Here is a 26,185-nt window from a genome sequence, read left to right on the forward strand (position 1 = left end):
CGCGGGGGGGCGCCGGGGGGGGGGGGCGCGGGGGGCGCCCCCCCCCCCCCCCCCCCCCCCCCCCCCGCCCGGGTCGCCGCCGCCCGGAGCATCCAGCACGAGCGGTTGAAGGGCTGGGGCTATGAAACCAATGCCGAGGTGGCCGGAAACCTGCTCCGCGGTGCCCTCCGGCCGTCGCCGAAGGCCACCTCCTCACTGGACCGCGCCATGGACCGCCAGACGCTGACGGCACGCGGTTATGACAGGGTGCTGCGGGTCGCGTGGAGCGTCGCCGACCTTGCCGGGCATGACACGCCGGGTGCTGACGACGTCGGGCAGGCGCTGGGGTTCCGGCAGCAGGGAGCGCTGGCATGAGCGGGGACCGGACGGCATTGCTTCGCAGCCGGGCCGCGTTGTCCCGGTTATTCGAGCCATCGGACAACGTTGGGTTGGCTCTCGTGGCGGCAGCGGGGCCGGCAGATGCGGTGCGGGTGGCGACGGGAACGCTGCCCGCCGGGAAAGAGCTGCGCCGGGAAGTTGCTGAGGAGCTGGCCGCAGCAGGCATCCCGGGGCGGGGCAGCAGTCTGCCCGAGGCCCTGAGCCGGTGGGCGCCGAGAGTTCCTGACCTGGCGCCGGACCGCGATTTGGCGACCATCGGCCGTCTGGGGGGTGAACTGCTCATTCCCGAGGACCCGCGGTGGCCGGAAGCCCTGCGCGACCTGGGGTTGGGCATGCCTCTGTGCCTGTGGGTGCGGGGCGATCTGAGCCTTGGAATGCCCGTGCTTCGCCGGACGGCGGCCGTCGTGGGCTCCCGCGACAGCACGGGGTACGGAGCCTCAGTGGCAGGAGATCTTGCGGCAGGGCTGGTGACGCGGGGATGGACCGTGGTGTCCGGAGGCGCCTACGGCATCGACGCCCAGGCCCACCGCGCGGCGTTGGCCACCGGAGGAACGGCGGGGATGCCCACTGTTGCCGTTATGGCCTGCGGTGCGGACCGCTACTACCCGGCAGGGAACGAGGACCTGCTGCGGGAGGTGGCCCGTCGCGGACTCCTGCTGTCCGAGGTGCCGCCGGGATCCGCCCCCACCCGCTGGAGGTTCCTGCAGCGGAACAGGATCATCGCAGCGCTCGGCGCCGTGACGGTGGTGGTTGAGGCCCGCTGGCGCTCCGGGGCACTGAACACTGCCCACCACGCCGCAGCCCTGGGCCGGGAGGTCGGTGCGGTGCCGGGGTCCGTGTACTCGGCAAACTCGGCAGGCTGCCACCGGCTGCTTCGAGACGGCAACGCCGTCTGCGTGACAGACGCAGCCGAGGTCGTTGAACTGGGCAGTCCCATCGGATCGGCTGCAGCCTCCGCCGAAGTGGAGCGTGGCGAACCCGGAGCGGTGCATGACGGGCTCACGATCGAAGACATCCTCCTCCTTGATGCTTTGCCGCTGCGCAGCGGATCACCGGTCGACAAGCTTGCGTCGGTGGCCGGGCTGTCGGTTCCGGCGGTCCGCGCCGGCCTGGCACGGCTGGAACTGGAAGACCTTGCCGTCCGCGACGGGCCGGAGACGTGGCGACGGAGCCGCCAATGAGCCGTCGCCGTCGCCGGGCAAAGCCCCAAGCAAATCCAACAAAGCACCAAGAACCCAAAGCACCAAGAACCCAAAGCACCAAGAACCCATTGCTCCACCGCACATCCACGAAAGGAACCACAATGCGCATCCATAAGAGTGTCGTAACGCCGCTGGGTGTCCTCACCCTGGCCTCCGACGAGGGTGCCCTGCGGGCTGTCTTCCCCGGGGTTCCCGATCCGGCCGCCGATCACGGGCTGGGCCGGATCGTCGAAGACGGCTTCGAGGAAGTCGAACGCCAGCTCGAGCAGTATTTCGCCGGGCACCGCTGCTGCTTCGACCTGGATCTCGACACCCGCGGGACGGACTTCCAACGCCGGGTTTGGGCCGAGGTGTCGGCAATTCCGTACGGCCAGACCTGCAGCTACAAGGAGCTGGCCATACGGCTCGGCGATGCCGCAAAGGCACGCGGTGTCGGAGCAGCGTTGTCCCGCAATCCGCTGAACATCGTCATTCCCACGCATCGGGTGGTCGGATCCCGGGGTGCGCTGACCGGGTACTCCGCCGGCATCGGCTCGAAGCGTTTCCTGCTGGACCACGAATCATCCGAGGCCACCGCCGTCCTGCGCGTGCATTGCGCCGGCACCGCCGGTGTGCCTGCTTGAGGTCGCGCCGTGATGCGAGGACAGTAAAGGGGTGAAACCTTCGAGCGACAGTGAGCCCACGGACACAGGGGAAGCCGGGGGATGGCCGGCGGAGTTCAGCCGGGCCCTGCGCGGGTTCAGCCGCTACCTGACCAGTGAACGCGGCCGTTCCGAGCACACAGTGCGAGCCTACGAAGGGGACGTTGCCAAGTTGCTGACCTATGCGCTCGCCGGGGGAGTGCGGACGCTGGCCGGGATAGATCTCGAAATCCTGCGCGGCTGGCTCGGGGAACTCAGTGCGGCCGGCCAAGCACGCTCAACACTGGCCCGCCGGGCCGCTACCGCCCGCAGCTTTACCGGGTGGGCGCTGCGCGAGGAGCTCCTCGACACTGACCCGGCCCTGCGGCTGCGGGCACCGAAGCGGGAGCGGACCCTGCCGGCGGTGCTGCGCGCGGGGCAGATCGGCGAGCTGTTCACTGCTCTGGCCGACGCAGCCGTCGACGGCGGACCGCTGGCGGTCCGGGACCGGGCCATCGTCGAACTGCTCTATGCCACCGGCATCCGGGTGGGCGAACTGACCGGTCTGGACATCGACGACCTAAACCCAGACCGGCGCACGCTGACTGTGATCGGCAAGGGCAACAAGGAACGCACTGTTCCCTATGGGCAGCCCGCGGCCGCGGCCGTCGATGACTGGCTGCGCCGCGGCAGGCCCGCTCTGGCCGGAGCCGACAGCGGCCCCGCGCTGTTTCTGGGGCAGCGCGGCCGCAGAGTGGACCAGCGGCAGGTCCGCTCCGTGGTGGCCGGACTCTTTGAGGCCCTGGGTGATACGGGGGCTACGGGGCCCCACGCGCTGCGGCACTCAGCCGCCACGCACCTGCTCGACGGCGGTGCTGACCTGCGGGCGGTGCAGGAGATTCTGGGCCATTCCTCACTGGCAACCACCCAGCTCTACACCCATGTATCTGTGGATCGGCTCCGGGCAAGCTACCAGCAGGCGCACCCCCGGGCCTGAGCCCGCCGGTGCCCCGCCCGGTGCCCCGGACGGCCGGATACCGGTGCCCCGCCCGGTGCCCCGGACGGCCGGATACCGGTGCCGTGTTCCGTGCCGGTACACCCGGAAAGGATTATTGGCGCATTCCAGAAACTTGCGGCACAATAAGGCTAAGTCCGCACCGGATGAGGGTCTTTAAAAGAATTGGAAGACACAGAAAAAACCTAAGCGCAGTTTGCGGTGATTTCAGGCTGGTCCTGAATTAACCAGGCAGCACGAGCATTTCAACATGGTCTGAAGGTCGTTGGGGAAGACGTACCTACAGCTATGGAGGATGGAATGTCTGTTGTGATGGCCCACGGCGTGTTATTCATACACTCCGCCCCGTCTGCGTTGTGCCCGCACATTGAGTGGGCCATTGGATCCGTCGTGGAAAAGCGAACGGATCTAAAGTGGACCCCTCAGCCCGCTGCCCCGGGCATGCTGCGCACCGAGCTGGAATGGACGGGGCCGCAGGGCACCGGGTCGCTCTTGGCCTCGGCCCTGCGCGGCTGGGCGCACCTTCGTTACGAAGTCACTGAAGACCAGAGCCCGGGATCTGACGGGAGCCGGTGGTGCCACACGCCCGAGCTGGGCATTTTCCATGCCGCCACCGACGTGCACGGCAACATCATGGTCTCCGAGGACCGGATCCGGTACGCCTACGAAAACGGCGCGGGGGATCCCTCGGCGGTCTACCACGAGCTTTCCCTTGCGCTGGGGGAGGCCTGGGATGACGAGCTGGAGCCTTTCCGGTACGCGGGCGACGGCGCCAACGTCCGCTGGCTGCACCAGGTCGGATAGCCGGGCAGAACACCAGCCGGCCAGACCACTAGCCGGGGCAGCCCACGCAACAAGCAAACAAACCATAGCTGGTTAATAACAGCAGCGGCCGATTCCCTCGGGAAACGGCCGCTGCTGTTGTTGGCGCTGGTGGTGCCTAGTAGCTGCGCAGGGCGATGACGGCGTTGTGCCCGCCGAAACCGAAGGAGTTACTCAGGACCACGATGTCCCCGCCGGGCAGGGCCCGGGCGGACGTCACGACGTCGAGCGGGATTTCCGGATCCTGGTTATCCAGGTTGATGGTGGCCGGAGCCTGACGGTCGGACACGGCCATGGCTGCCATCACGGCTTCCACGGCGCCGGAAGCGCCCAGCAGGTGACCGGTCTGGGACTTGGTTGCCGACACCGCAACGTTGTCCACGTGGGCGCCCAGTGCGGCCTTCAACGCTGCATACTCGGGGCGGTCACCGACAGGGGTGGAGGTGGCATGTGCGTTCACATGCACCACGTCCTCGGCCTGCGCGCCGGAGTCAGCCAGGGCGGCCTTCAGCGCGCGGGTGGCGCCCAGCCCCTCGGGGTCGGGTGCTGTGATGTGGTACGCGTCGGCGGTGACTGCGGTCCCGGCCAGCTCGGCGTAAATCCGCGCACCGCGGGCCAGCGCGTGCTCCTCGGATTCCAGCACCAGCGCGCCGGCACCTTCACCCATCACGAAGCCGTCGCGGTCCTTGTCGTAGGGACGCGAGGCGCGTTCCGGATCGTCGTTGCGCTTGGACAGCGCCTGCATGGAGGCAAACGCGGCCATCGGCATGGGGTGGATGGCGGCTTCGGCACCGCCGCAGACGACGACGTCGGCCTTGCCGGAGCGGATCAGCTCCAGTCCCTGGTGCAGTGCTTCGGTGCCGGAGGCGCACGCGGACACCGGGGTGTGGGCGCCGGCGCGGGCGCCCAGGTCCAGGCTGACGGCGGCGGCGGGGCCGTTGGGCATCAGCATGGGAACGGTCATGGGCAGGACGCGGCGGGGGCCTTTTTCGCGCAGGGTGTCCCAGGCATCCAGAAGGGTCCAGACGCCGCCGATGCCGGTGGCAAAGGAGACGCCGAGCCGGTCATGGTCGACGTCTTCGATGCCCGAGTCGGCCCACGCCTCGCGGGCGGCCACGACGGCAAACTGAGTGGAGGGATCCATGCGCTTGGCTTCAACGCGGGAGAGGACGTCGGTGGCCGGCGTGGTGACGCGTGCGGCGAAAGTGACGGGAAGGCTGTACTTTTCCACCCACTCGTCCTCGAGGGTGCGGGCGCCGGCGACACCCTTGAGCGCGTTCTTCCACATGGTGGGAACATCTCCGCCGATGGGCGTTGTGGCACCCAAACCGGTGATGACTACTTTGCGGGCCATGATTCACTCTCTCGAAGACGTTGGTGGTGCGGGAACTGCAAAACTGCGCTGACGCGGCGGCCGCCGCCGGCGAGGGCAGCGGCCGCCGGCGGATTACGCCTGGGCTTTGGAAATGAAGTCCACGGCGTCGCCGACGGTCTTCAGGTTCTTGACCTCTTCGTCCGGGATGCGTACGCCGAACTTCTCTTCGGAGTTGACGACGATGGTCATCATGGAGATGGAGTCGATGTCCAGGTCATCGGTGAAGGACTTGTCCAGCTCGACGGACTCGGGGGCCAGACCGGTTTCCTCGTTGACGATCTCGGCGAGGCCGGCCAGGATTTCTTCGTTGCTAGCCATGTTGGCTCCTTTTTCTCGTGACGCCGGCAGGAGCCGGCGTGGGTTGTCCAACCGCGGAACGGTGGGGTGTTGGGGGACGGACAGGTTACGGAAGAACGATAACCTGTGCGCCGAAGACCAGGCCTGCGCCGAAGCCGATCTGGAGGGAGAGCTTGCCGCTGAGCTCGGGGTTTTCCTTCAGCAGCCGGTGCGTGGCCAGGGGAATGGAGGCCGCTGAGGTGTTGCCGGCGTCGGCGATGTCACGGGCAATGATGACGGACTCGGGCAGTTTCAGCTGCTTGGCCATTTCGTCGATGATGCGCATGTTCGCCTGATGCGGTACAAACGCGCCAAGGTCCTCGGCGGTGACGCCGGCGGCGTCCAGCGCGCGCTGGGCGACCTTCGCCATTTCCCAGACAGCCCAGCGGAAGACGCTCTGGCCGTCCTGGCGCAGGGTCGGCCACAGCTTGCCGTCGCGGGCGGCGACGTCCGACACGCCGACCTCGGTGCCGTCGGTTTCCGCGGCCAGCGACAGTTCGCGGATGTCCAGCATGGAATGGGTCATGCCGATGGTGCTGGACTTGCTGCCGTCCGAGCCCCAGACGGAGGGGCCGATTCCGGCCGCGTCGGAGGGCCCGACGACGACGGCGCCGGCGCCGTCACCGAGCAGGAACGAGATGGTGCGCTCCGTGTTGTCGATGAAGTCGGAGAGCTTCTCCACGCCGATCACCAGCACGTACTCGGCGGCGCCGGAGCGGACCAGGGCATCCGCCTGGGCGACTCCGTAGCAGTAGCCCGCGCAGGCGGCGGACACGTCGTAGGCCGGAGCGGGGGAGGCACCGAGCCGGTGCGCGATCTCGGCGGCCGCTGACGGCGTGGCGAAGGGATGCGTGACGGTGGAAACGATGACGGCGCCCAGCCGGGAGCCCTCGATTCCGGCGCTCTGCAGGGCGTCGCGGCCGGCGGCCTCGGCCATGTCCACCACTGATGTGCCCTTGTCGGCGCGGTGCCGGGTGACGATGCCGGTGCGCTGGCGGATCCACTCATCAGAGGAGTCGATCCACTGGCAGACATCTTCGTTGCTCACGATGACGTCCGGGCGGAAGGCGCCGATGCCGTGGACGCGGCTGAACTGGTGGACGGGGGACTGCTTCAGGGTGGGCGTGCTCACGCGTTACCTTCTCCAATGGTGGTTGCTGCTGTTGCTGCGGCGGACGTGGAGGAGTGTTCGGTGATGAACTCCCGCGCGGCGTCGAGGTCTTCGGGGGACTTCAGGGCCAGGGTGGGCAGGCCCTTGAGTCCGCGGCGGGCCAGGCCGGTGAGGGTGCCGGCCGGAGGCAGTTCCAGCATTCCGGTGACTCCCATGGCGGCCATGGACTCCATGCACAGGTCCCAGCGCACGGGCCGGGAGACCTGGCTGATCAGGCTGTCGAGGTTGGCTTCGCCGGAGACGACGGCGGCGCCGTCGTAGTTCGAAAGCAAAGTGGGGCGCGGGGCGGCCGGGCGCAGCTGCGGGCGGAGGGCTTCCAGGACGCTCACGGCCGGTGCCATGTGCGCGGTGTGGAAGGCGCCTGCTACCTTCAGCGGAATCACGCGGGCCTTGGCGGGAGGGGCGGCGGCGAAGGCGGCGAGCTGCTCCAGGGTTCCCGCGGCGACTGTCTGTCCGCCGCCGTTCGCGTTTGCTGCCGTGAGACCGGCGGCGGCAAGCGCGGCCGCCACCTCGTCCGGATCGCCGCCCAGAACGGCGCTCATGCCGGTGGGCGTGTCAGCTGCGGCGCGGGCCATGGCGTTGGCGCGTTCGCGGACAAACATGAGGGCGTCGGCTTCGGTGAGCGCACCCGCCAGGGCCGAGGCGGTGATTTCCCCGACGGAGTGGCCGGCGACGACGGTGGAGGCGGTCAGCGCCTGCGGCTGCAGCAGCAGCCGTGCGGCCATCAGCCCGGCGGCCACAATCAGCGGCTGGGCCACTGCCGTGTCCTTGATGGTCTCCTCGTCGGAGACCGTGCCGTGGGCGATCAGGTCCAGACCTGCGAGGGAGCTCAAGGCTTCGAGATGTTCCCGGACACCGGGCAATTCCAGCCACGGAGAAAGGAAACCTGGCGTTTGGGACCCCTGGCCGGGGCAGACAATAGCGAGCACGTATCAAGCTTTCCAAAGAGTCGGGAAGATACCGGGTGTTTGCGTAGACCAAGCTCTGTGTGAGCAGTTGTAGGAAGTCTACAAGGGAAGGTGATGGATGCAACCCGCTCAGGAGCGGGTGGCCGGGCGCTCCGGGACCGCTTTTCCGGGCGGCGCCAGGCGGCCCACCACGAGGGCGGTCTGCAGCACGAAGGCCTCGCGCGGCAGCATCGGGTCCCAGCCGGTCACGTCGCAGACCCGGCGCAGCCGGTAGCGGACCGTGTTGGCATGGACAAAGAGTTCCCGGGCCGTTGCCTCCAGGGAATGCCCGAGCGACAGGTAAGCGGAAAGGGTTTCCGCCAGGCCGTTGGAGGCGCCGAGCAGCGGCCGGTAGATGCTCCGCACAAGGGCCTGGCGGGCGCTGTCGTCGCCGGACATGACCCGCTCGGGCCAGAGGTCGTCGGCGGCTACCGGGCGCGGTGCCGCCGGCCAGGCGCGGGCCGCGGTGAGTCCGGCGAACGCCGCCTGCGCCGACGGTCCGGCGTCGACCAGGGACTCGGCGGGCGGGCCGTAAACGACGGGACCGGGGCCGAAAAGTTCGGCAAGCCGGGCGTAGGAGCCGGGGGTGTCCTCCAAGCCGCCGAGCACCAGGATGAGCCGTTCGCCCTGGATTCCCACCAGGGCGTCCTCGGTGAGCCGTGCCGTGGCGCGGCGCAGTTCGTTGACGAAGGAGGCATTGGTGTCCGACGGCGAGCTGCCCACCATTACGGTGATCCGGGCCGTGGAGGTCCAGCCGACGGCGGCGATGCGGGAGCGCAGGGCGTCCGAACTCTCACCGCGCAGAATGGCATCCACCACCAGGGCTTCCAGCCGCGTGTCCCAGGCCCCGCGGGTTTCCGCGGCGCGGGCGTAGACATCGGCAGCCGCGAATGCCACCTCCCGGGAATAGCGCAGGACGGCGATGCGCAGCTGCCCCTGGACGTCGTCGTCGGCGAGCTCGGGAACGCGGTCCTCCACCACCTGCACCACCACCCGGATCAGCTGCAGCGCCTTCTGCAGGCTGATCGACCGGGTGAGTTCGGTGGGTGCGGTGCCGAAGACATCGCTGAGGACCCAGGCGGGGGAGGCCGGACGCTCGTACCAGTTCACGAACGAGGCGATGCCTTTTTGGGCGACCATGCCCAGGGCCGAGCGTTCATCGGGGCGCAGGCCCCGATACCAGGGCAGTGACACGTCCAGCTGCTTGAGCGTGGCGGTGGAGAGCTTTCCGATGTTGGCTTTGAGCCGCTCCACGGTGGTGGGATCCGCCGGATCGGCACGCATCCCGGGTTGGGGCGAGGCTGTGCTGCGAGTCACTGGCATAAAGCGAGTTTACGGTGTCGGCGGATCAAGCACCATTTTGTGTGAAGGCTACAACTCGGGGTATGGGATCAGCCCACCGATCCGAGTTTGCGGAACCGCTCGGTCCGCTGTGTCAGCCGTTCGGCGGCGGGCTCCGTCCGAAGCGACGCCAGCTCGTATTCCACCGCTTTGGCCATGCGGCGGCAGAAATCCGGTGCTTCGGCGGCGGCGTCGGGCTCTTCGGGAACGATGTGGTCCACGATGCCGTGGGCTGCCAGCGCGGACACCGTCACGCCCTGCGCCTCGGCCATTTCCGCACCGTGGAGTGTGTCCCGATAGACAATGGCGCTTGCGCCCTCGGGCGGCAGCGAGGAGAGCCAGGCGTGCTGCGCAGCGATGGTGCGGTCGGCCGGCAGCAGGGCCAGCGCGCCGCCGCCGGCACCCTGACCGAGCAGGACCGAGACCGTGGGGCAGCTCAGGCCGACCAGGTCATTCAGGCTGCGGGCAATCTCACCGGCCAGGCCGCCTTCCTCCGCTTCCTTGGACAGTGCTGCGCCGGCGGTGTCGATCACCGTCAACAGGGGAAGGTTCAGTTCTTCGGCCAGCCGCATGCCCCGGCGCGCCTCCCGGAGGGACGCCGGACCCAGCGCGGGCTGTTCCGATCCGCGCTGCCGGTCCTGGCCCAGCACCACGCATGCGGTCTGCCCGAAGCGCGCCAGCGCCAGCAGCAGGCCCGGATCCTTCTCGCCCTGCCCGGTGCCGTTCAGGGGCAGGACGTCGGAGGCGCCGAAATGCAGGAGCTGGCGGACACCGGGCCGGTGCCGGTTGCGGGAAATGGTGATGGATTCCCAGGCCGGCACTGCTGCCGGTGCACTGTTCAGGGAGTCGGGTTCGGTTACCGGCAGGACCGGGCCCGGGAGCAGCATGGAGAGGGCGCGGTGAACGGTCTCGGCGAGCTCCTCCGGGCGCAGGACGGCGTCCACCAGCCCGCGGGCCTGCAGGTTCTCCGCCGTCTGGACGCCTTCCGGGAAGGCTTCCCCGTACAGCGACTGGTAAACGCGCGGTCCGAGGAAGCCCAGCAGGGCTCCGGGCTCAGCAACCGTGATGTGGCCCAGCGAGCCCCAGGACGCCATGACGCCTCCCGTGGTGGGATGGCGCAGGTACACCAGGTACGGCAGCCCCGCCTCCTTGTGGCGGCGCAGCGCTGCCGTGATCTTGACCATGGACAGGAAGGCGAGGGTGCCTTCCTGCATCCGGGTGCCGCCGGAAGCCGGCCCGGCGAGCAGGGGCAGGCCTTCCCGGGTGGCGCGTTCGACGGCGTCGGTCAGCCGGTCTGCGGCGGCAACGCCGATGGACCCGCCCAGAAAGCCAAACTCGCAGACGACCAGGGCGACGCGGCGGCCCCGGACCAGTCCTTCACCGGTCAGTACCGATTCATCTTCTCCGGTCTTCTCCCGCGCGGCAGCCAGGTCGGCCTCGTAGGCGTCGCTGTGACCGGTGTAGGCCACCGGCTCGTCCCAGGAGCGGAACGATCCCGGATCCACCACAAGATCCAGCAGTCCGCGGGCGTTCAGCCGCCGCGGCTTCGCCTGCACGCTCACGCTTCCACTCCCTTATCGGCCGTCGGCGCCTGGTCGGTCGCGGGTGCCTTGTCGGCCACGGGCGCCTGGCTGCCGGCCAGCCAGCTGCGGATGTCGCTGCCGTGCTGGTTGAGCAGCGGCGGGGCCTGGTGCTCGCGGTTGGTGGTCTCAGTGCCTTCGGCGGCGGAGAAGAACCGCAGGGGAGGGCCGGGCAGGGCGATCTTGCCCAGGACGGGATGATCGACGTCGACCACCAGTCCCTGCGAATGGACCTGCTCCCACTCGTAGACCTCGTCGAGCGTGCGCACCTTGCCGGCGGGGATGCCTGCGGCGCGCAGCTTTTCCAGGAGGGGTTCGGCGTCGAACTCCGCGAAGGCCTCCTCGACCGCGGCGATCACGGCGTTCCGGTTGCGGACCCGCTGCGCGTTGCCGGCAAACTCGGGACGTGACGTGTCGATGCCGAAGGTCGCCGCAAAGGTCTCCCACAGTTTCTCGCTGCCCACGCTGATCTGGACCTTGCCGCCGCGGCAGGAGAAGAGGCCGTAGGGGGCGATGGAGGGATGGTGGTTGCCCTGTGCTGCGGGCACCTCGCCGGCGACGGTGTGCCGGGTGCCCTGGAAGGCATGGACGCCGACGACGGCGGCCAGCAGCGAGGTGCGGACCACCTGGCCCTTTCCGGTGCGCTCGCGTTCGAGCAGTGCGGCCAGCAGGCCGAACGCGCCGTACATGCCGGAGAGCAGGTCGGCGATGGGCACGCCGACGCGCTGGGGGTCCTCGGGGCCGGAACCGGTCAGCGACATCAGGCCGGCCTCTCCCTGGACAATCTGGTCGTAACCGCTGCGGGTGGCTTCGGGGCCGTCATGGCCAAATCCGCTGATGGACAGGATCACCAGCCGGGGGTTGAGTTCATGCAGCCGTTCCGGCGAGAAACCCAGCCGGTCCAGGACGCCGGGACGGAAATTCTCCACCAGGACATCGGCCCGCCGGACCAGGTCGCGGAGCACCTCCACGCCGTCGTCGGACTTCAGGTCGAGGCTGATCGATTCCTTGTTCCGGTTGCAGGACAGGAAGTACGTGGCCTGCTGGTCGTCGTCGGGCCCGACAAACGGCGGACCCCAGCTGCGGGTGTCGTCGCCGGTGCCGGGGGTTTCGACCTTGATGACGCGCGCGCCCAGGTCGGCGAGCATCATGCCGGCGTGGGGGCCGGCCAGGGCGCGGCTGAGGTCGACGACGAGGTAGCCGTCCAGCGGACCGCGGGCGGTTTCAGTGGTGCTCATGAGGGTTCCTTCTGATTGGAGTGCCGTAGCGGCGGTGGGGGGTGGAGTTCCGGCGGCTGTTTAGAGCCAGCCGGGCACCACCATGACCAGCCAGGCCACCAGCGGCCCGGCGACAACGATGATTCCGCTGTAGCTGAGAATCTGCTTGTAGAAGCGGTCCTTGTCCAGGCCCTCGGGGGCATTGGCCAGCACCAGGGCGCCGTTGGTGGAGAAGGGCGAAACATCCACGATGGTGGAGGACACGGCCAGTGCGCAGATGAGGCCGACGGCGCCGATCTCACCGGAGGCGAGGAAGGGGACGGCCAGCGGGATCAGTGCCGCGAGGATGGCTGTGGAGGAGGCAAAGGCCGAGACGACGGCGCCGATGTAGCAAATGAGCAGGGCGGCCAGCAGCGGCATGCCCAGGCCGACGACGGCGTCGGACACGTACTCGACGGTGCCCGCTTCCTGCAGCACGCCAACAAATGTGAGCATGCCGCAGATGAGCAGGACTGTGGTCCAGCTGATTTTGTTGATCGCGCCCTTCTGGGCCTGCGGGGAAACCAGGGCAAGGATCATGGCGATGGTGATGGAGACAAAACCGACGTCGACCTTGAAGCCGAGGGCGATCACGGCGAGAGCTATCAGCCCTGCGATGGTTACGATCTGCGGGAACAGTTCGCGGCGGGTCTTGGTGGCCCCGATGCCGTCTCCGGCGGGGTCACGCGGGCCGTAAATGTCGGAGCCGAAGCCCTTGAAGGCCACGTCGGCGCGGCCTGCGGCGCTGAGGTTCATCCGTGCTTCGGCGACCTGCTCCACGAAACCGCCCGCGGTGCTGCTGCGCAGTTTGCTGCCGCCCAGGACGAAGAACAGGATCAGGGCGATGAACGTGTTGAAGAGCAGGCTGGCCATGAACACGGCAAAGGGGCTGGACTCCAGGTCCGTTGCGCCGATGATGCCGTTGACCGTGACGCCGTACACGGCGATGGGGGAGAAACCGCCGGCCTGCGCGCCGTGCACCACCATCATGCCCATCATCAGGGGGTTGATCTTGTGCTTGGCTGCAAAGCCGAGGGCGATCGGGGCCACGATGGCGACGGCTGCCGGCGACAGGGCGCCAACGGCCGTGATGACGGCGGTAATGGCGAACATGATCCACGGAATCAGTGCCACCCGGTTGCCGACGAGTCGAACAGCTCCGCGGACAAGCAGATCGATGGTGCCGTTGTTCTGCGCTATGGCGAAGAGGTAGGTTACGCCGACAATCGTCAGGAACAGGCCGCCGGGAAAGTTGGCCAGGATGTCGTCGGTGCTCATGTCGAGGAAGACGAAGCCCAGCAGGAAGGCGCCGACAAACGCCAGGGCCCCCATGTTCAGGGGCAGTACCGTGGCCAGGAGGAACATGGCCACCAGTATCAGGATGGAGAGGATTGGAGCGGACATCGTTGTTCCCTACGTCGAAGATCCCGGCCCAGCCCAGTGTCGGCGGCCGGAGTGCAAAAAGTGTGACGGACCCCACATTCGCCACTGGACTAGCCTCTTAGACTCTGGGCCTCTTGTCAATTGCTGGCTAGACTCATTCCGACCGCGCGGACGCCCGGTGAAGTGTAGAGAGAGGTGGCCATGTCCGGCAGCGGTGACGGCAAGTTTGTTCGGGTTTCACGGCCCCGGCTGTATGAGCGACTGGTGGAGCAGCTTCTGGGGTTCATCGCCTCGACAGGCTTGGGTCCCGGTGACCTTCTCCCGGCGGAGCGGGATCTGGCCGAACGCATGGGGGTTTCCCGTGCCACACTGGCGCAGGCACTGGTGGCTCTGGAGGTGCTCGGAGTCATTGATGTGCAGCACGGCACCGGAGCCGTCCTGGTGTATCGGCCCAGTGTGGCGTCAGTGCTGCGGGAGCTGCGCGAACACCGGGACCGGATGCCGGAAATCGTGGAGGCCCGCAGCACCCTGGAAGTGAAGCTGGCCGCGCTCGCCGCAGAGCGCCGCACCTCCGAGGACCTGGCTGCCGTTAATGCCGCCCTTGATGTCATGGCCGCTGAGATTGCTGACGGCAGCCGCGGGACCGAGGGAGATGAGCTCTTTCATCAGGCGGTTGCTGTCGCGGCGCACTCCTCGATCTTGGCGTCCATGATGACGTTCATTTCCGAGCTGGTGCGTGAAACGCGGCTGGCTTCCCTGGGTCAGCCCGGACGTCCGGAGCAGTCGCTCGAATCCCACCGTGCGATTGCCGATGCCATCCAGGCGGGGGACCCTGCGGCCGCGGCGGAAGCGATGCAGGCACACATCAATCTGGTGTCCGAAACCGAGATGTAGGTTGCTCTGGCTGGCTGGCTGGCTGGCTGGCTGGCCGTCTGGCTGGAGCTGGCACGGAACCCAACGGCGTTGGCTTGCGCGCTGGCCGGCCGCCCATTTCATCTGATTGGCGGGTTTGATGCCGATACAAGTAATTCGGTGAAAAAGACGGGTATCTGATTGCCCGGATAAGGGCCTGTGTGGGGCTGTTTCGGGGTGGTTTTCGGGCTGTTTTGGAGTCTTTGGAACCGGAAATGTCAGTGCCGGGTGAAAGGCTTTAGTCATGGATCAGAACGGATCTTCGACCGGGACTCCCGGCACCGGCGGTGAGGCTGCAGGTTGCAGCCGATTCGTCTTTGTCGCCGAGCCTGGGGTTGCCGGAGGTGAGCCTGATAATGGGTTGAACGGATCCCTGGTCCTGCAGGACGTGGAGTCGTTGACCGAGGAGCAAACCGGGACGGTGTTGGCCCGGCTCAATCATTTGTCGCGGTGGGTGCAGGCGCAGCAGGCTCGGGTCCTGTCCCGGCTGCAGACCGTTTACGAGGACGAGACGCTGTCCGTTACCGGGTTGCGGGACGCGGAGATGGCGTTCAGTCTCGCTGCGGAGGAAGCAGCGACCATTCTGGGGGTGCCTGCCGGTACGGGCAAGGCGTTGATGAGTCAGGCCGGTGATCTCTGCACCAGGAACACGGCCACGCTGAAGGCGTTGGAGTCCGGGCAGATCAGTTACGGGCATGCGGAGACCTTGGTGGAGCAGTGTGTGGGCGTGGTGCCGGGGGAGTTGCCCGGGTTCGAGGCGGAGTTGCTGGGGATGGCGGCGGGCCAGACCAGAACCCAGTTCCGGGTGAAGGCGCACCGGTTGCGGGAGAAGTATTATCCGGAGACCATTGTGCAGCGGCAGGCGACGGCGTTTGAGCAGCGGACGGTGTGGGTGCGTCCGGAGCCGGACGGGATGTCCTGGCTCTCGGCGTTGCTGCCGGCCGAGAAAGCCCAAGCGATTTTTACTCAGCTCAGTGTTGCGGCTCGGGGTGAGCAGGCGGCTGGGGATCCCCGGTCGGTGGATCAGTTGCGCACGGACATTCTCACGGATCTGTTGGGCGGTCACGACCATGAGTGCGAGGACGACTGCAGCAACGGAAACGGTGGTGGCGGCCGTGGCAAAGGCAGCAAAGGTGGCCGTGGTCGGAGGGGCGGAGACAGCGGCGGCAGTGGTGCGGGTGCCGGCGGCAAGAGGGGCAAGGGCCGTCGTAAGGGGTCCGGTTCCGGTTCCAGCTCCGGGAAGGGGTCCGGGTCCTGCCGGATTGGCCATGGTCCCCGGGCGCGGACGGAGATTCTGGTGCTGATCAACGCCGAAACCCTCTTCGGCGCCGATGACCAGCCGGCGGAACTGAACGGATACGGACCGATCAGCCCCGTAACGGCCCGGCGGATGGCCCGCGAGGCCATGAAATGGACACCGGTGGAACGCGATCCGGACACCGAGGAGATCCTGCGGGTCGGGAAACGGCGGAAGGTCCCCGACGGATTGAAGCGGGTTCTGCGGGTGCGGGACGGGACCTGCCGGTTCCCGGGGTGCCGGACCAATGCGGTGATTTCCGAGATCGATCACACCAAGCCCTGGGCTCGGGGCGGGCCGACGGATCATGACAATTTGGAGCATTTGTGCCGGCGGCATCACATGTTCAAATCCGAAGGGTTCTGGAAGGCCAGGCAGCCTCGTCCCGGGGTGATTGAGTGGACCTCGCCGGGCGGCAGGTGTTACCGCACGGAACCGCAACTGAGCCTGTCCCGGGAAACCGGTAAGGGCTCTCAGGAAACCTGTGATGGTGCCAGCGGACTGCAAGCGGGTATCAAGGCGAATGGTGGCCAGGCGAATCGCGGAGGCAACACGACGGGCGTTGATCCATCACGGGCCAATGATGCCGGCGCTCCAAGCGCCCCCAGTGCTCCAAGCGCCCCCGGCGGTCCGAGTGCTCCGAGTGCTCCAAGTGCTCAAGACGATCCGGACGACTACGGAGGCGACCCGCCACCCTTCTAGGGTCCTCAGGATCCAGGCAAAAGATCAGGATCCAGACAAAAGGTCAGGATCCGGACAAAAGAAAAGAACCGCCGCGGATGCGGCGGTTCTTTTCTTCACTCCTGCGAGCAGGAGATCAGCAAACGTTACGCGTCGCCGCCGGCGTTGCCGGAGGTTCCTGCGTTGACGTTGAGCAGGTCGTACTTCTTGATCGCTTCAGTCGGCGCGCTGGCGTCGACCTCGCCGCGGCGGGCGAGCATTTCCAGGGTCCGAACGACCATGGAGTGCGAATCAATCTTGAAGTACCGGCGTGCTGCGGCCCGAGTATCGGCAAACCCGAAGTCGTCGGCACCCAGAGTGGCGAATTCGTTGGGCACGAACTGCCGGATCTGGTCCGGAACGGCCTTCATGTAGTCGGTGGTCGCGACAATCGGACCGGTGGCACCGGCCAGCTGCTTGGTCACGAACGGCACGCGGGGCTCGGCGTCGGGATGCAGGAAGGCATCTTCCTCGGCGGCCAGGCCATCGCGGCGAAGTTCGTTCCACGACGTCACGGACCAGACATCGGCGGAAACGCCCCAGTCATCGGCCAGGATTTGCTGAGCTTCCAGGGCCCACGGCACTGCAACACCGGAGGCCAGCAGCTGGGCGCGCGGGCCATCGATCTTTGCCGGAGCCAACAGGTAGATGCCCTTGATGATTCCTTCGACGTCCAGCTCAGCGGGAGCCTTCGGCTGCAGGATCGGCTCGTTGTAAACCATGATGTTGTAGATGACGTTCGGATCCTCGGAATCCGGACCGTACATCTCCTCAAGACCGTGGCGCATGATGTGCCCGATCTCGTATCCGTAAGCCGGGTCGTAGGTCTTCACAGCCGGGTTGGTCGAAGCCAGGATCGGGGAGTGGCCGTCAGCGTGCTGCAGGCCCTCGCCGGTCAGGGTGGTCCGTCCCGCGGTTGCGGAAATCAGGAAGCCGCGGGCCATCTGGTCGGTAGCCGCCCAGATGTAGTCTGCGGTGCGCTGGAATCCGAACATCGAGTAGAAGACGTAGACCGGAATCAGCGGCTCGCCGTGGGTGGCGTAGGAGGTGCCGGCCGCGGTGAACGCAGCAATGGAGCCTCCTTCGTTGATGCCCACGTGCACGATCTGGCCCTGCGGGGACTCCTTGTACGCCAGGACCAGGTCGCGGTCCACGGAAAGGTAGTTCTGTCCCTTGGGGTTGTAGATCTTCGCCGTCGGGAAGAACGAGTCCATACCGAAGGTCCGGGCCTCATCCGGAATGATCGGCACAATCCGCTTGCCGAACTCCTTGTCCCGCATCAGGTCCTTGAGCAGGCGCACGAAGGCCATGGTGGTGGCGGCCATCTGCTTGCCGGAACCGCGGTTGGCGACCTCGTAGGCCTTGTCGCCGGGCAGTGCCAGAGGGGCGTGCTTGACCCGGCGCTCCGGGACGTTGCCGCCCAGCTCACGCCGTCGTTCCAGCATGTACTGGATCTCGGGAGTGTCAGCGCCCGGGTTGAAGTACGGCGGCTGGTAGGGATCGCGCTCGAGGTCCTCATCGCTGATCGGGATGCGGAGGTGATCGCGGAAGGCCTTCAGGTCATCCAGGGTCAGCTTCTTCATCTGGTGCGTGGCGTTGCGGCCTTCGAAGTGCGTGCCCAGGCCGTAACCCTTGACCGTGTGGGCCAGGATGACAGTCGGCTTGCCCTTGAACTCAGTGGCTGCCTTGTAGGCCGCGTACACCTTGCGGTAGTCGTGGCCGCCGCGCTTGAGGTTCCAGATTTCCTCGTCGGTGAGGTTCGCGACGAGTTCCTTGGTCTCAGGGGTCTTGCCGAAGAAGTGGTCGCGGACGAATCCGCCGTTCTCGGCCTTGTAGGTCTGGTAATCGCCGTCCGGGGTGGAGTTCATGATCTCCACCAGCGAGCCGTCCTTGTCCTTCTCGAGGAGCGAGTCCCACTCGCGGCCCCAGACAACCTTGATGACGTTCCAGCCGGCACCGCGGAAGAATGCCTCAAGTTCCTGCATGATCTTGCCGTTGCCGCGCACCGGTCCGTCGAGGCGCTGCAGGTTGCAGTTGACCACGAAGGTGAGGTTGTCGAGCTTGTCGTTGGCAGCCAGCTGGAGCAGGCCGCGCGACTCGGGCTCGTCCATTTCGCCGTCGCCCAGGAAAGCCCAGACATGCTGATCCGATGTGTCCTTGATTCCGCGGTTCTGCAGGTACCGGTTGGACTGGGCCTGATAGATCGCGTTCATGGGGCCGATGCCCATTGACACCGTGGGGAATTCCCAGAAGTCGGGCATGGAGCGCGGGTGCGGGTAGGAGGACAGGGCGTGTCCCTCGCGGGACTTCTCCTGCCGGAACCCGTCCATGTCTTCCTCGGACAGGCGGCCTTCCAGGAAGGCGCGCGCGTACATGCCGGGGGAGGCGTGACCCTGGAAGTAAATCTGGTCTCCGCCGCCCGGATGATCCTTGCCCCGGAAGAAGTGGTTCATGCCCACTTCGTACAGGGTTGCAGCACCTGCGTAGGTGGAAATGTGCCCGCCGACGCCGATTCCCGGACGCTGCGCGCGGTGCACCATGATGGCGGCATTCCAGCGCAGCCAAGCGCGGTAGCGGCGCTCAACTTCCTCGTCACCGGGGAATTCCGGTTCCTGGTCCACCGGGATGGTGTTCACATAATCAGTCGTGGTGACCATTGGTACGCCCACTGACTGTGCACCGGCGCGCTGGAGCAGCGAACGCATGATGTACTGAGCCCTTTCGGTGCCCTGGGAACGGATCAGTTCATCCAGCGACTGCATCCATTCCGCGGTCTCCTCGGGGTCACGGTCCGGAAGCTGGTTGGTTAACCCGCTCAGGATGTCCGTTGTGTCTTCTGCGGCCACGGCAAACCTCTTTCATGTACAGATTGCGTCTGCACGAATACGTCTGTGGGGATCCGGTTCTTTCACCGGACGAGCACTGTGGCTGTGCGGATGCTGGTGCCTCCGGAGCCTATGTCTCCCACTCTAGTCCCGCTGAGTGGCTGTTGCGTAGCCCGTTCGCTATTGGCTGTCCGGCGCCGGCGTACACGCGATACCTTGCCGCCGGAACCTTGTACGTTGCGGACAAAAGGTGTTGGCTTGTGTCCTAGACACCACATCTCGTCCAAATATGTGATTCCCTTGTATTTATGCAGTCAACCAGGAGGAGTGAAGTGAGCGAGGCCGAAGCCGTCACGGATAAGAACGTGGCGGGAAGATTGGGTTTCAAAGACCAAGACCTGATTCAGGAATTCGGTTACGACGAGGACGTCGATTTTGACCTCCGCGACGGCCTCGAGGACTTGGTGGGGAGCGAGCTCCTGACGGAAGAGGACCACGACGTCGTAGACGGAGTCATCCTCTGGTGGCGGGCCGACGACGGGGACCTGGTGGACGCGCTGGTGGATTCCATCACCACCCTCGACGACGGCGGAGTCGTCTGGGTCCTGACCCCCAAATCCGGACGGGTCGGGTACGTCCCCCCGGCTGACATTGAGGAAGCCGCGCCTACATCCGGCCTGCACGTCACGACATCCGCGGCGGTCAGCAGCGACTGGGCAGCAACCCGCCTGGTCGCCCGCCGCAAGAAGTAGCACCCGCTTTGCGTCGAAGTCCGGTTCCGGCTGCTGCACCGCAGCGGCCGGCGCCGGACTTTTCGCTGCCCAATCAGTTTGGCGAACCGGTTTCCCTGTCCGCTCTTCGGGGAACACCCGTCGTTCTCGTGTTCTACCCCTTTGCTTTCTCGGGTGTGTGCACCGGAGAGCTGGATGAGCTTCAGGGTGCCCGGGATGAGATCGCCCGGGCGGGCTCCCGGTTGCTGGCGGTGTCCTGTGACTCAAAATACGCCCTGCGTGCCTATGCGCAGCAGCGCGGCTATTCCTTCGACCTGCTGGCCGATTTCTGGCCGCACGGCCAGGTGGCGGATGCCTACCAGGCGTTCGACGCCGATTTGGGACGTCCGGTCCGGGCCTCCTTTATCATCGATGGTAGAGGCCTGATCCACACCGAGATCCGGTCGGATCCCGGCACTCCCCGTCCCCTGCAGGCCTATCTGGACGCCCTCAAGGAGATGCCTTCGGAATGACCAACGCACCTCAGTTCTTCGATTCACCTTCCGCCGGACAAGTTTCCTCCGGACCGGTTTCTTCCGGACAGGCCGGATCCGGGCAGGGAAGGCCCGGACTGGGGCTCACCGGATTTGTCCGCTCGGAGCCGACACCGTCGGCCCCTGCGCCCACGCCCGACGAGGAACGCCTGCTCCGCCGGGCGGTGCAGTTGTTGAGCGGCCGCCGCCTGGCTGTCCTGACCGGTGCCGGCATGAGCACGGATTCGGGCATCCCCGACTATCGGGGACCTGAAGCCCCGCCGCGCAAGCCCATGACGTACCAGGAGTTCGTGGGGGACCCCGAGCTCCGCCGCCGCTACTGGGCACGGAACCATGTTGGCTGGCACCATCTGCGCCACGCCCTCCCCAATGCCGGCCACGCCGCCGTCGCCCGCTTGGAACGCCGGGGCCTGACCACCGGCCTGATTACCCAGAACGTGGACCGGCTGCATGCCGACGCCGGCAGTGCCCTCGCCGTCGACCTGCACGGGCGCTTTGACCGCGTCCTGTGCCTGGACTGCGGCACCCGATATTCCCGCCAGACCGTGGCCCGGTTACTCGAGGAATTGAACCCCGGCTTCCTGGAGCGCACCCGGCTCGATGGCGACATCGCGCCCGACGCCGATGCGGACGTCGCGGACACCGAGGATTTCGTGGTGGCCGGCTGCCCCGTCTGCGGCGGTCTGCTCAAGCCGGACTTCGTCTATTTCGGCGAAAACGTTCCCCGCGACCGGGTGGCCGCGGCCTTCGCCATGCTCAACGCCGCCGACGCGCTGCTGGTCGCCGGTTCGTCGCTGACGGTGATGAGCGGACTGCGGTTCGTCAAGCACGCACACAAGAGCGGCAAGCCAGTGGTGATCATCAACCGCGGATCCACCCGTGGGGATGACCTCGCGGATCTGAAAATAGAGGCGGGAGTGGCCACCGCGTTGGAGTATTTGGCGGCGGAACTGCCCGACCTGTCGCACGATTTTGGCGCTGATTAGGAGAAATCCTCATCCGTCCGGTAAAGTAATTCCTCGTGATGCGGCGCTGATCAAGGAGATCTTGAAAGGCATAACGGTCACAAAGGGTCTTTAGCTCAGCTGGTAGAGCGCCACGTTTACACCGTGGATGTCATCGGTTCGATCCCGGTAGGACCCACCGCAGAAGTACAGCGGTACAACGAAAACCCCGTCGTCCGGTTCCGGACGGCGGGGTTTTCTGTTTGTGTCTGCAGGTCCTCGGCGCGGCGTTTCCCGGCCGCAGCGGACAGTTAGGACACGGGAAGGGGAACCGGGAGCCGGTCCGCTCCGGATTCTGACTCCGGAACCGCCGCAGCAGTCCCGTCCGCCGGCGCCAAATAGGCAGCCAGGCTGTCATCCATCGCCTCGATCCAGCGTGTATGGTGCTGCTGCGCCATGGTCCCGGTGATCACCGAAGGATGCACGACGTCGCGGTAGCCCATGATGTCCCGCTGCTTGTCCTGCATCCAGGCCTTGAACAGCTCTGAGACGGCGGCCAGGTCGAAGTCGGGGTAGTCGGTGCGGTCGATGAGGTCCCGGACGTAGGCAGTCTGGAAGTCGGCGCCGTCGTCGTGCGTGACCAGTGCGTCCTGCGCTGAAAGCCAGCCGGCGATGTCCGCCGCGCGTTCCTGCGCCGTCGGCACCGTTATTCTGCCCATGATGACGTCGCGGGCGTACCAGGCCTGCGCATCGAACATATTGAACGTGTAGTACTGGTCCTGCATGCCCAGGTAGATCAGGTTCGGGTTGTCCTGCCACAGGACGCCCTTGTAGAGGTCTGCGGGATAGAGGACGTTCCGGGACACCAGGGAGAGCTCCGAGGGTAGGAACGGGAAGGTGTGGCGGTAGCCGGTGCACAGCACGACGGCGTCCACCTCCTTGGTGCTGCCGTCCAGAAACTGCGCGGTGCTGCCCGCGAAGCCGGTCACGAGCGGACGTTCCTCGATGCCCTCCGGCCAGTCATAACCAAGTTCGTGGCTGCGGTAGCTGATGGTGACCGAGCTGGCTCCCATCTTGTAGGCCTGCGAGCCGATGTCCTCGGCCGAATAGCTGCTGCCGATCATGAGGATGTTGCGGCCGGCGAAGCGTTCGGCGCCGCGGAAGTCGTGCGCGTGCAGGACCTCGCCGGGGAAGGTATTGATTCCGGGAAACTCCGGGACCACAGGGCTGGAGAAGTGCCCGATGGCGACCACCAGCGTATCGAAGACGTGGGTTTCGGTGTTGCCCGTGACCAGGTCTTCCACTTGAACGGTGAACTCCGCCGCCTCCTCGCCCCAGGAAACCCATCGGGCCACGGTGTTGAAGCGGACGTACTTTCGCACGTCGCTCTTTTCGACCCGGCCCTTGATGTAGTCAAAAAGGACCTCCCGCGGGGGATAGGAGGAAATCGGGCGGCCGAAGTGCTCGTCAAAGCTGTAATCAGCGAACTCGAGGCATTCTTTGGGGCCGTTGGACCAGAGGTGGCGGTACATGCTTGAATGCGCCGGCTCGCCTGCCCCGTCCAGTCCTGTCCGCCAGCTGTAGTTCCACTGGCCGCCCCAATCCGACTGTTTTTCGAAGCAGACAATGTCCGGAACTTCAGCACCGAGCGCGCGAGCCGATTCGAAGGCGCGCAGCTGTGCCATTCCGCTGGGACCGGCCCCAATGATTCCTACCCGTTGTGTCATATGTCTCCTCGATTCAGGGGCCTCGATGCCGCAGCGAGGATTTCCGGGTCCGGAGGACGGGGATAAGCGGCGCGCGGCCGCGCAAAAGGGGAAGCTGAAGTGTGGCGCCCGGATTCAATCCGTCAGGAGAAAGGGGCGGCAGGTTCTGCCGGCAGGAAACGGCGAAAGCGGCATCCGGCACAGTTTGCGTACGGCCAGTCCGAGGCCCGATGAGCCGGCCAGCCGCCCTGCAACCGAATCAGGTCTCTCCGGTGAAGTCAAAACGGACCGGCCAGCTTCAGCCCCGGGCACGGCAGGGTCCGGGTGACGCCGGCGGACAGCGCAGTCTTCATCAGGCCCGTTTTCATCAGGCCCCGAACCGTGAAGTTCGCCACGCGGCAGTTCCGGCTGCGGCGGCCCTGCGCGGCAGACCGGCGGCTACATAGTTTCCGGACAGAGTTCTCTGCTATCCAGATAGAGAAGCATTCCGCCGGAACCCGGACCGCAGCTCACCGGCGCAAGTGCAAACTGCAAGCGCAAACCCTCAAACGCGAACCTCAGGTACAAACAGGAACAGGGGGTGCAGACATGTCTACAGCCTTTACCCGTACTACACTCCGGCGCTCACTTGCGGCAGCGGCCGCGCTGCTGCTCCCGCTCACCGCCGGCTGCACGGGCCTGCCGGCCGCCGAGGAAGATCCGGCGCCGGTCGAGGCCACCACGGAACCTGCCAATCCCGATTCCCTCCCTGCGGATGAGGCCGAGCAGCTCGACGCCGCGCTGAACAAGTACGCGGACCAGGCCGACGCCGAAATCTCCGCGGCCGTCTACGAGACCGCCACCGGCCGGGCCTGGTACTACAACCCAACCGCCGAATACCTCGAAGCCAGCTTGGTCAAAGTTCCCATCCTGCTGACCCTGCTGCGCCAGGCCACCGAGCAGGAGCGCGAGCTGACCCTGGAAGAGGAATACCTCGCCGTGATGATGATCGAATACAGCGACAATAACGCCACCACCACGCTTTACCAGGCCGTCGGAGGTGCGCCGGAGCTGTCCCGGACCTATGAGCTGCTCGGCGTGACGGAAACCCAGGCAGCCGAGATCTGGGGCGCCAATGCCACCGGCGTCGAGGACCAGCTCAAGGTCGCCCGCGCAGTGCTCGACGGCGTGGACTGGATCAACAGCGACCTGCAGGCATACGCCGTCGAACTAATGGAAAACGTGGAGGCCGACCAGCAGTGGGGGATCAGTGCCGGACTGCCGGCCGGCGGCGCCGAAGTCGCCCTGAAAAACGGCTGGCTGCAGGACGATGACCTGACCTGGAACGTCGGAAGCCTCGGATTCGTCCGCAGCGGCGGAGCGGAGTACGCGGTGGTGGTCCTGACCTCCGGGACCGAGACGATGGAAGACGGAGTTTCGGTGGTGGAGGACGTAGCCAGCGTCATCAACTCCTTCGAAACCACCGGAACCCCGGGCACCCCGCCTGCCGCAGGCGACACGGACGACGCAGTGTGGCGGGCCGGCGGGCCTGAAGCATAGGCTTGTGGGTAAAGACGGCGGGTGAGCGCCGATCGCCGTGGCCCCTGGCTGGGGCCCCAAAGAATTCTGGAGAAAACTTGAGCGCACAAATTGGCGTCACCGGTCTGGCAGTAATGGGCGCAAACCTGGCCCGGAACCTGGCCCGGAACGGGTACACCGTGGCCCTTCACAACCGGTCGATCGAGAAGACTGACGCACTGCTGTCCGCGCACGGGGACGAAGGAGACTTCATCCGCACCGAATCCCTGCAGGAGCTGGTTGATTCACTCGAAAAGCCGCGCCGGGTCCTGATCATGGTCAAGGCCGGGGCGCCCGTTGACTCGGTGATCGAGAAGCTGGTGCCGCTGCTGGAAGCCGGTGACATTGTCATCGACGCCGGCAACTCGCACTACGAGGACACCCGCCGCCGCGAGGCCGCACTGGCCGAAAAGGACCTGCACTTCGTGGGCGTCGGAGTGTCCGGCGGCGAGGAAGGTGCCCTGCTGGGCCCGTCCATCATGCCCGGAGGCTCCAAAGAGTCCTACGACTCCCTGGGTCCGATGCTGGAAAAGATCGCCGCCACGTACGACGGCAAGCCCTGCTGCACCTGGATCGGCACCGACGGTGCCGGCCACTTCGTGAAGATGGTCCACAACGGCATCGAATACGCTGACATGCAGGTCATCGGGGAAGCTTATGACCTTCTGCGCTCAGCCGCAGGCATCGAGCCGGCCGAACAGGCCAAGATTTTCACCGAGTGGAACACCGGTCAGCTCAGCTCCTTCCTGATCGAAATCACCGCTGAGGTCCTGGCGCACACCGATGCCCGGACCGGCAAGCCGTTTGTCGACGTCGTCGTGGACTCCGCCGGCCAGAAGGGCACCGGCCGCTGGACTGTGGTCTCGGGCCTGGACCTGGGCTCGCCCGTGTCGGCGATTGCTGAATCAGTCTTTGCCCGGGCACTGTCCTCGCAGCGCGGCCAGCGCGAAGAGGCCCAGGGCATCCTTGCTGGCGGCGAAGCTGCCGTTGAGCTGCCCGAGACCTTCGTGGAGGACGTCCGGCAGGCACTGTACGCCTCCAAGCTGGTCAGCTACGCCCAGGGCATCGACATGCTCACCAGCGCCGCCAAGACGTACGGCTGGGACCTGAAGCTTGATGAGATCGCGTCGCTGTGGCGCGCCGGCTGCATCATCCGCGCGGAACTGCTCGATGACATTATGAAGGCCTACGCAGGCGACTCCGCACCGGCCAACCTGCTGCTGGCCCCGGCCTTCGCCGAGTCCATTGCCGCCGCCCTGCCGGCCTGGCGCCGTGTGGTGTCCGTTGCGGTCCAGCTGGGCATCCCGGTGCCCGTCTTCTCCTCATCGCTGGCCTACTACGACGGCCTGCGCCGCAAGCGCCTGCCCGCCGCCCTGACCCAGGGCCTGCGGGACCTGTTCGGCGCCCACACGTATCACCGCGTGGACGACGAGGGGACCTTCCACACGCTGTGGAGCGGTGACCACTCCGAGATCTCGGCGGTGGACACCCACTAGCACCCGCGGACCGAGCACCCGCAGAACAGCAAAAAAGG

At 66.5% G+C, this 26,185-nt stretch carries 22 protein-coding genes and 1 tRNA gene; 13 read left to right on the forward strand and 10 right to left on the reverse strand.

Going from position 1 to position 26,185, the window contains the following annotated elements; genetic code table 11:
* From QNN99_RS05205 to QNN99_RS05225, 5 genes are all read left to right on the forward strand, one after another.
* Positions 1–354 (forward strand): magnesium chelatase subunit ChlI family protein (locus tag QNN99_RS05205; RefSeq protein ID WP_502858707.1); only part of this gene is annotated, 354 nt, incomplete at its 5' end.
* Positions 351–1,559 carry a DNA-processing protein DprA gene (gene dprA / locus QNN99_RS05210; protein WP_229965367.1) on the forward strand — a complete coding sequence of 403 codons (1,209 nt, stop codon included), beginning with the start codon at positions 351–353 and terminating at the stop codon, positions 1,557–1,559. The genes QNN99_RS05205 and dprA, both read left to right, overlap by 4 nt.
* A gap of 122 nt (positions 1,560–1,681) precedes the next feature.
* Positions 1,682–2,203, forward strand: coding sequence for a methylated-DNA--[protein]-cysteine S-methyltransferase (locus tag QNN99_RS05215; RefSeq protein ID WP_229965368.1), 522 nt, complete (start codon positions 1,682–1,684; stop codon positions 2,201–2,203).
* 106 nt (positions 2,204–2,309) lie between these two features.
* Positions 2,310–3,197, forward strand: a complete 888-nt coding sequence (locus QNN99_RS05220; RefSeq protein ID WP_229965764.1) for a tyrosine recombinase XerC — start codon at positions 2,310–2,312, stop codon at positions 3,195–3,197.
* A 318-nt stretch (positions 3,198–3,515) separates the two neighbouring features.
* Positions 3,516–4,019 carry a DUF3145 domain-containing protein gene (locus tag QNN99_RS05225; RefSeq protein ID WP_229965369.1) on the forward strand — a complete coding sequence of 168 codons (504 nt, stop codon included), beginning with the start codon at positions 3,516–3,518 and terminating at the stop codon, positions 4,017–4,019.
* Positions 4,020–4,155: 136 nt separating this feature from the next.
* Here the strand turns inward: QNN99_RS05225 and fabF are convergent, their stop codons facing one another.
* From fabF to QNN99_RS05265, 8 genes are all read right to left on the reverse strand, one after another.
* Entirely contained in the window at positions 4,156–5,391 is a 1,236-nt protein-coding gene (gene fabF / locus QNN99_RS05230; RefSeq protein ID WP_229965370.1) for a beta-ketoacyl-ACP synthase II, read from the reverse strand.
* Between the two features lie 93 nt (positions 5,392–5,484).
* A complete protein-coding gene (locus QNN99_RS05235) occupies positions 5,485–5,730 on the reverse strand; it encodes an acyl carrier protein (protein ID WP_152217833.1) in 246 nt (81 codons plus the stop codon).
* A gap of 85 nt (positions 5,731–5,815) precedes the next feature.
* Positions 5,816–6,880, reverse strand: a complete 1,065-nt coding sequence (locus tag QNN99_RS05240; RefSeq protein WP_229965371.1) for a beta-ketoacyl-ACP synthase III — start codon at positions 6,878–6,880, stop codon at positions 5,816–5,818.
* On the reverse strand, positions 6,877–7,848 hold the full coding sequence (locus tag QNN99_RS05245) for an ACP S-malonyltransferase (RefSeq protein ID WP_229965372.1): 972 nt from the start codon (positions 7,846–7,848) through the stop codon (positions 6,877–6,879). The genes QNN99_RS05240 and QNN99_RS05245 overlap by 4 nt, the downstream gene beginning before the upstream one ends.
* A gap of 108 nt (positions 7,849–7,956) precedes the next feature.
* Positions 7,957–9,150, reverse strand: a complete 1,194-nt coding sequence (locus QNN99_RS05250) for a PucR family transcriptional regulator (protein WP_229965765.1) — start codon at positions 9,148–9,150, stop codon at positions 7,957–7,959.
* Positions 9,151–9,257: 107 nt separating this feature from the next.
* On the reverse strand, positions 9,258–10,769 hold the full coding sequence (locus tag QNN99_RS05255; protein ID WP_229965373.1) for a carboxyl transferase domain-containing protein: 1,512 nt from the start codon (positions 10,767–10,769) through the stop codon (positions 9,258–9,260).
* Complete coding sequence (locus QNN99_RS05260) at positions 10,766–12,025, reverse strand: CaiB/BaiF CoA transferase family protein (protein WP_229965374.1); 1,260 nt, start codon at positions 12,023–12,025, stop codon at positions 10,766–10,768. Before QNN99_RS05260 ends, QNN99_RS05255 begins: the two co-directional genes overlap by 4 nt.
* 60 nt (positions 12,026–12,085) lie before the next feature.
* Positions 12,086–13,447 carry an SLC13 family permease gene (locus QNN99_RS05265; RefSeq protein ID WP_229965375.1) on the reverse strand — a complete coding sequence of 454 codons (1,362 nt, stop codon included), beginning with the start codon at positions 13,445–13,447 and terminating at the stop codon, positions 12,086–12,088.
* Positions 13,448–13,627: 180 nt separating this feature from the next.
* Between QNN99_RS05265 and QNN99_RS05270 the strand changes: the two genes are divergently transcribed.
* Together QNN99_RS05270 and QNN99_RS05275 are read left to right on the forward strand one after the other, a co-directional pair.
* Positions 13,628–14,320, forward strand: coding sequence for a FadR/GntR family transcriptional regulator (locus tag QNN99_RS05270; RefSeq protein ID WP_229965376.1), 693 nt, complete (start codon positions 13,628–13,630; stop codon positions 14,318–14,320).
* A 262-nt stretch (positions 14,321–14,582) separates the two neighbouring features.
* The gene (locus QNN99_RS05275; RefSeq protein ID WP_229965377.1) at positions 14,583–16,337 is read left to right on the forward strand and encodes an HNH endonuclease signature motif containing protein; all 1,755 of its coding nucleotides are present in this window, start codon (positions 14,583–14,585) and stop codon (positions 16,335–16,337) included.
* Between the two features lie 125 nt (positions 16,338–16,462).
* Here QNN99_RS05275 and aceE read toward each other — a convergent pair whose 3' ends face one another.
* On the reverse strand, positions 16,463–19,201 hold the full coding sequence (gene aceE, locus QNN99_RS05280) for a pyruvate dehydrogenase (acetyl-transferring), homodimeric type (protein ID WP_284015745.1): 2,739 nt from the start codon (positions 19,199–19,201) through the stop codon (positions 16,463–16,465).
* 311 nt (positions 19,202–19,512) lie between these two features.
* Here aceE and QNN99_RS05285 point away from each other — a divergent pair, with 311 nt between their 5' ends.
* The 4 genes from QNN99_RS05285 to QNN99_RS05300 all read left to right on the forward strand — a co-directional run bounded on the left by QNN99_RS05285 (position 19,513) and on the right by QNN99_RS05300 (position 21,587).
* Entirely contained in the window at positions 19,513–19,932 is a 420-nt protein-coding gene (locus tag QNN99_RS05285) for a DUF3052 domain-containing protein (RefSeq protein ID WP_229965378.1), read from the forward strand.
* Positions 19,933–19,940: 8 nt separating this feature from the next.
* Positions 19,941–20,423 carry a redoxin domain-containing protein gene (locus QNN99_RS05290; protein ID WP_229965379.1) on the forward strand — a complete coding sequence of 161 codons (483 nt, stop codon included), beginning with the start codon at positions 19,941–19,943 and terminating at the stop codon, positions 20,421–20,423.
* The gene (locus tag QNN99_RS05295) at positions 20,420–21,430 is read left to right on the forward strand and encodes an NAD-dependent protein deacetylase (protein ID WP_229965380.1); all 1,011 of its coding nucleotides are present in this window, start codon (positions 20,420–20,422) and stop codon (positions 21,428–21,430) included. Before QNN99_RS05290 ends, QNN99_RS05295 begins: the two co-directional genes overlap by 4 nt.
* 84 nt (positions 21,431–21,514) lie before the next feature.
* Positions 21,515–21,587, forward strand: a tRNA-Val gene (locus tag QNN99_RS05300).
* 112 nt (positions 21,588–21,699) lie between these two features.
* Here the strand turns inward: QNN99_RS05300 and QNN99_RS05305 are convergent.
* Complete coding sequence (locus tag QNN99_RS05305) at positions 21,700–23,115, reverse strand: trimethylamine monooxygenase (protein ID WP_229965381.1); 1,416 nt, start codon at positions 23,113–23,115, stop codon at positions 21,700–21,702.
* A 567-nt stretch (positions 23,116–23,682) separates the two neighbouring features.
* Between QNN99_RS05305 and QNN99_RS05310 the strand changes: the two genes are divergently transcribed.
* Positions 23,683–24,633: a serine hydrolase gene (locus QNN99_RS05310; protein ID WP_229965382.1), complete on the forward strand. Its 951-nt coding sequence runs from the start codon at positions 23,683–23,685 to the stop codon at positions 24,631–24,633.
* Between the two features lie 77 nt (positions 24,634–24,710).
* Positions 24,711–26,147 carry an NADP-dependent phosphogluconate dehydrogenase gene (gnd, locus tag QNN99_RS05315; RefSeq protein ID WP_229965383.1) on the forward strand — a complete coding sequence of 479 codons (1,437 nt, stop codon included), beginning with the start codon at positions 24,711–24,713 and terminating at the stop codon, positions 26,145–26,147.
* The last annotated feature ends 38 nt before the right edge of the window (positions 26,148–26,185 follow it).

Source organism: Arthrobacter sp. zg.Y820, assembly GCF_030125555.1.
Classification (GTDB): domain Bacteria; phylum Actinomycetota; class Actinomycetes; order Actinomycetales; family Micrococcaceae; genus Arthrobacter_B.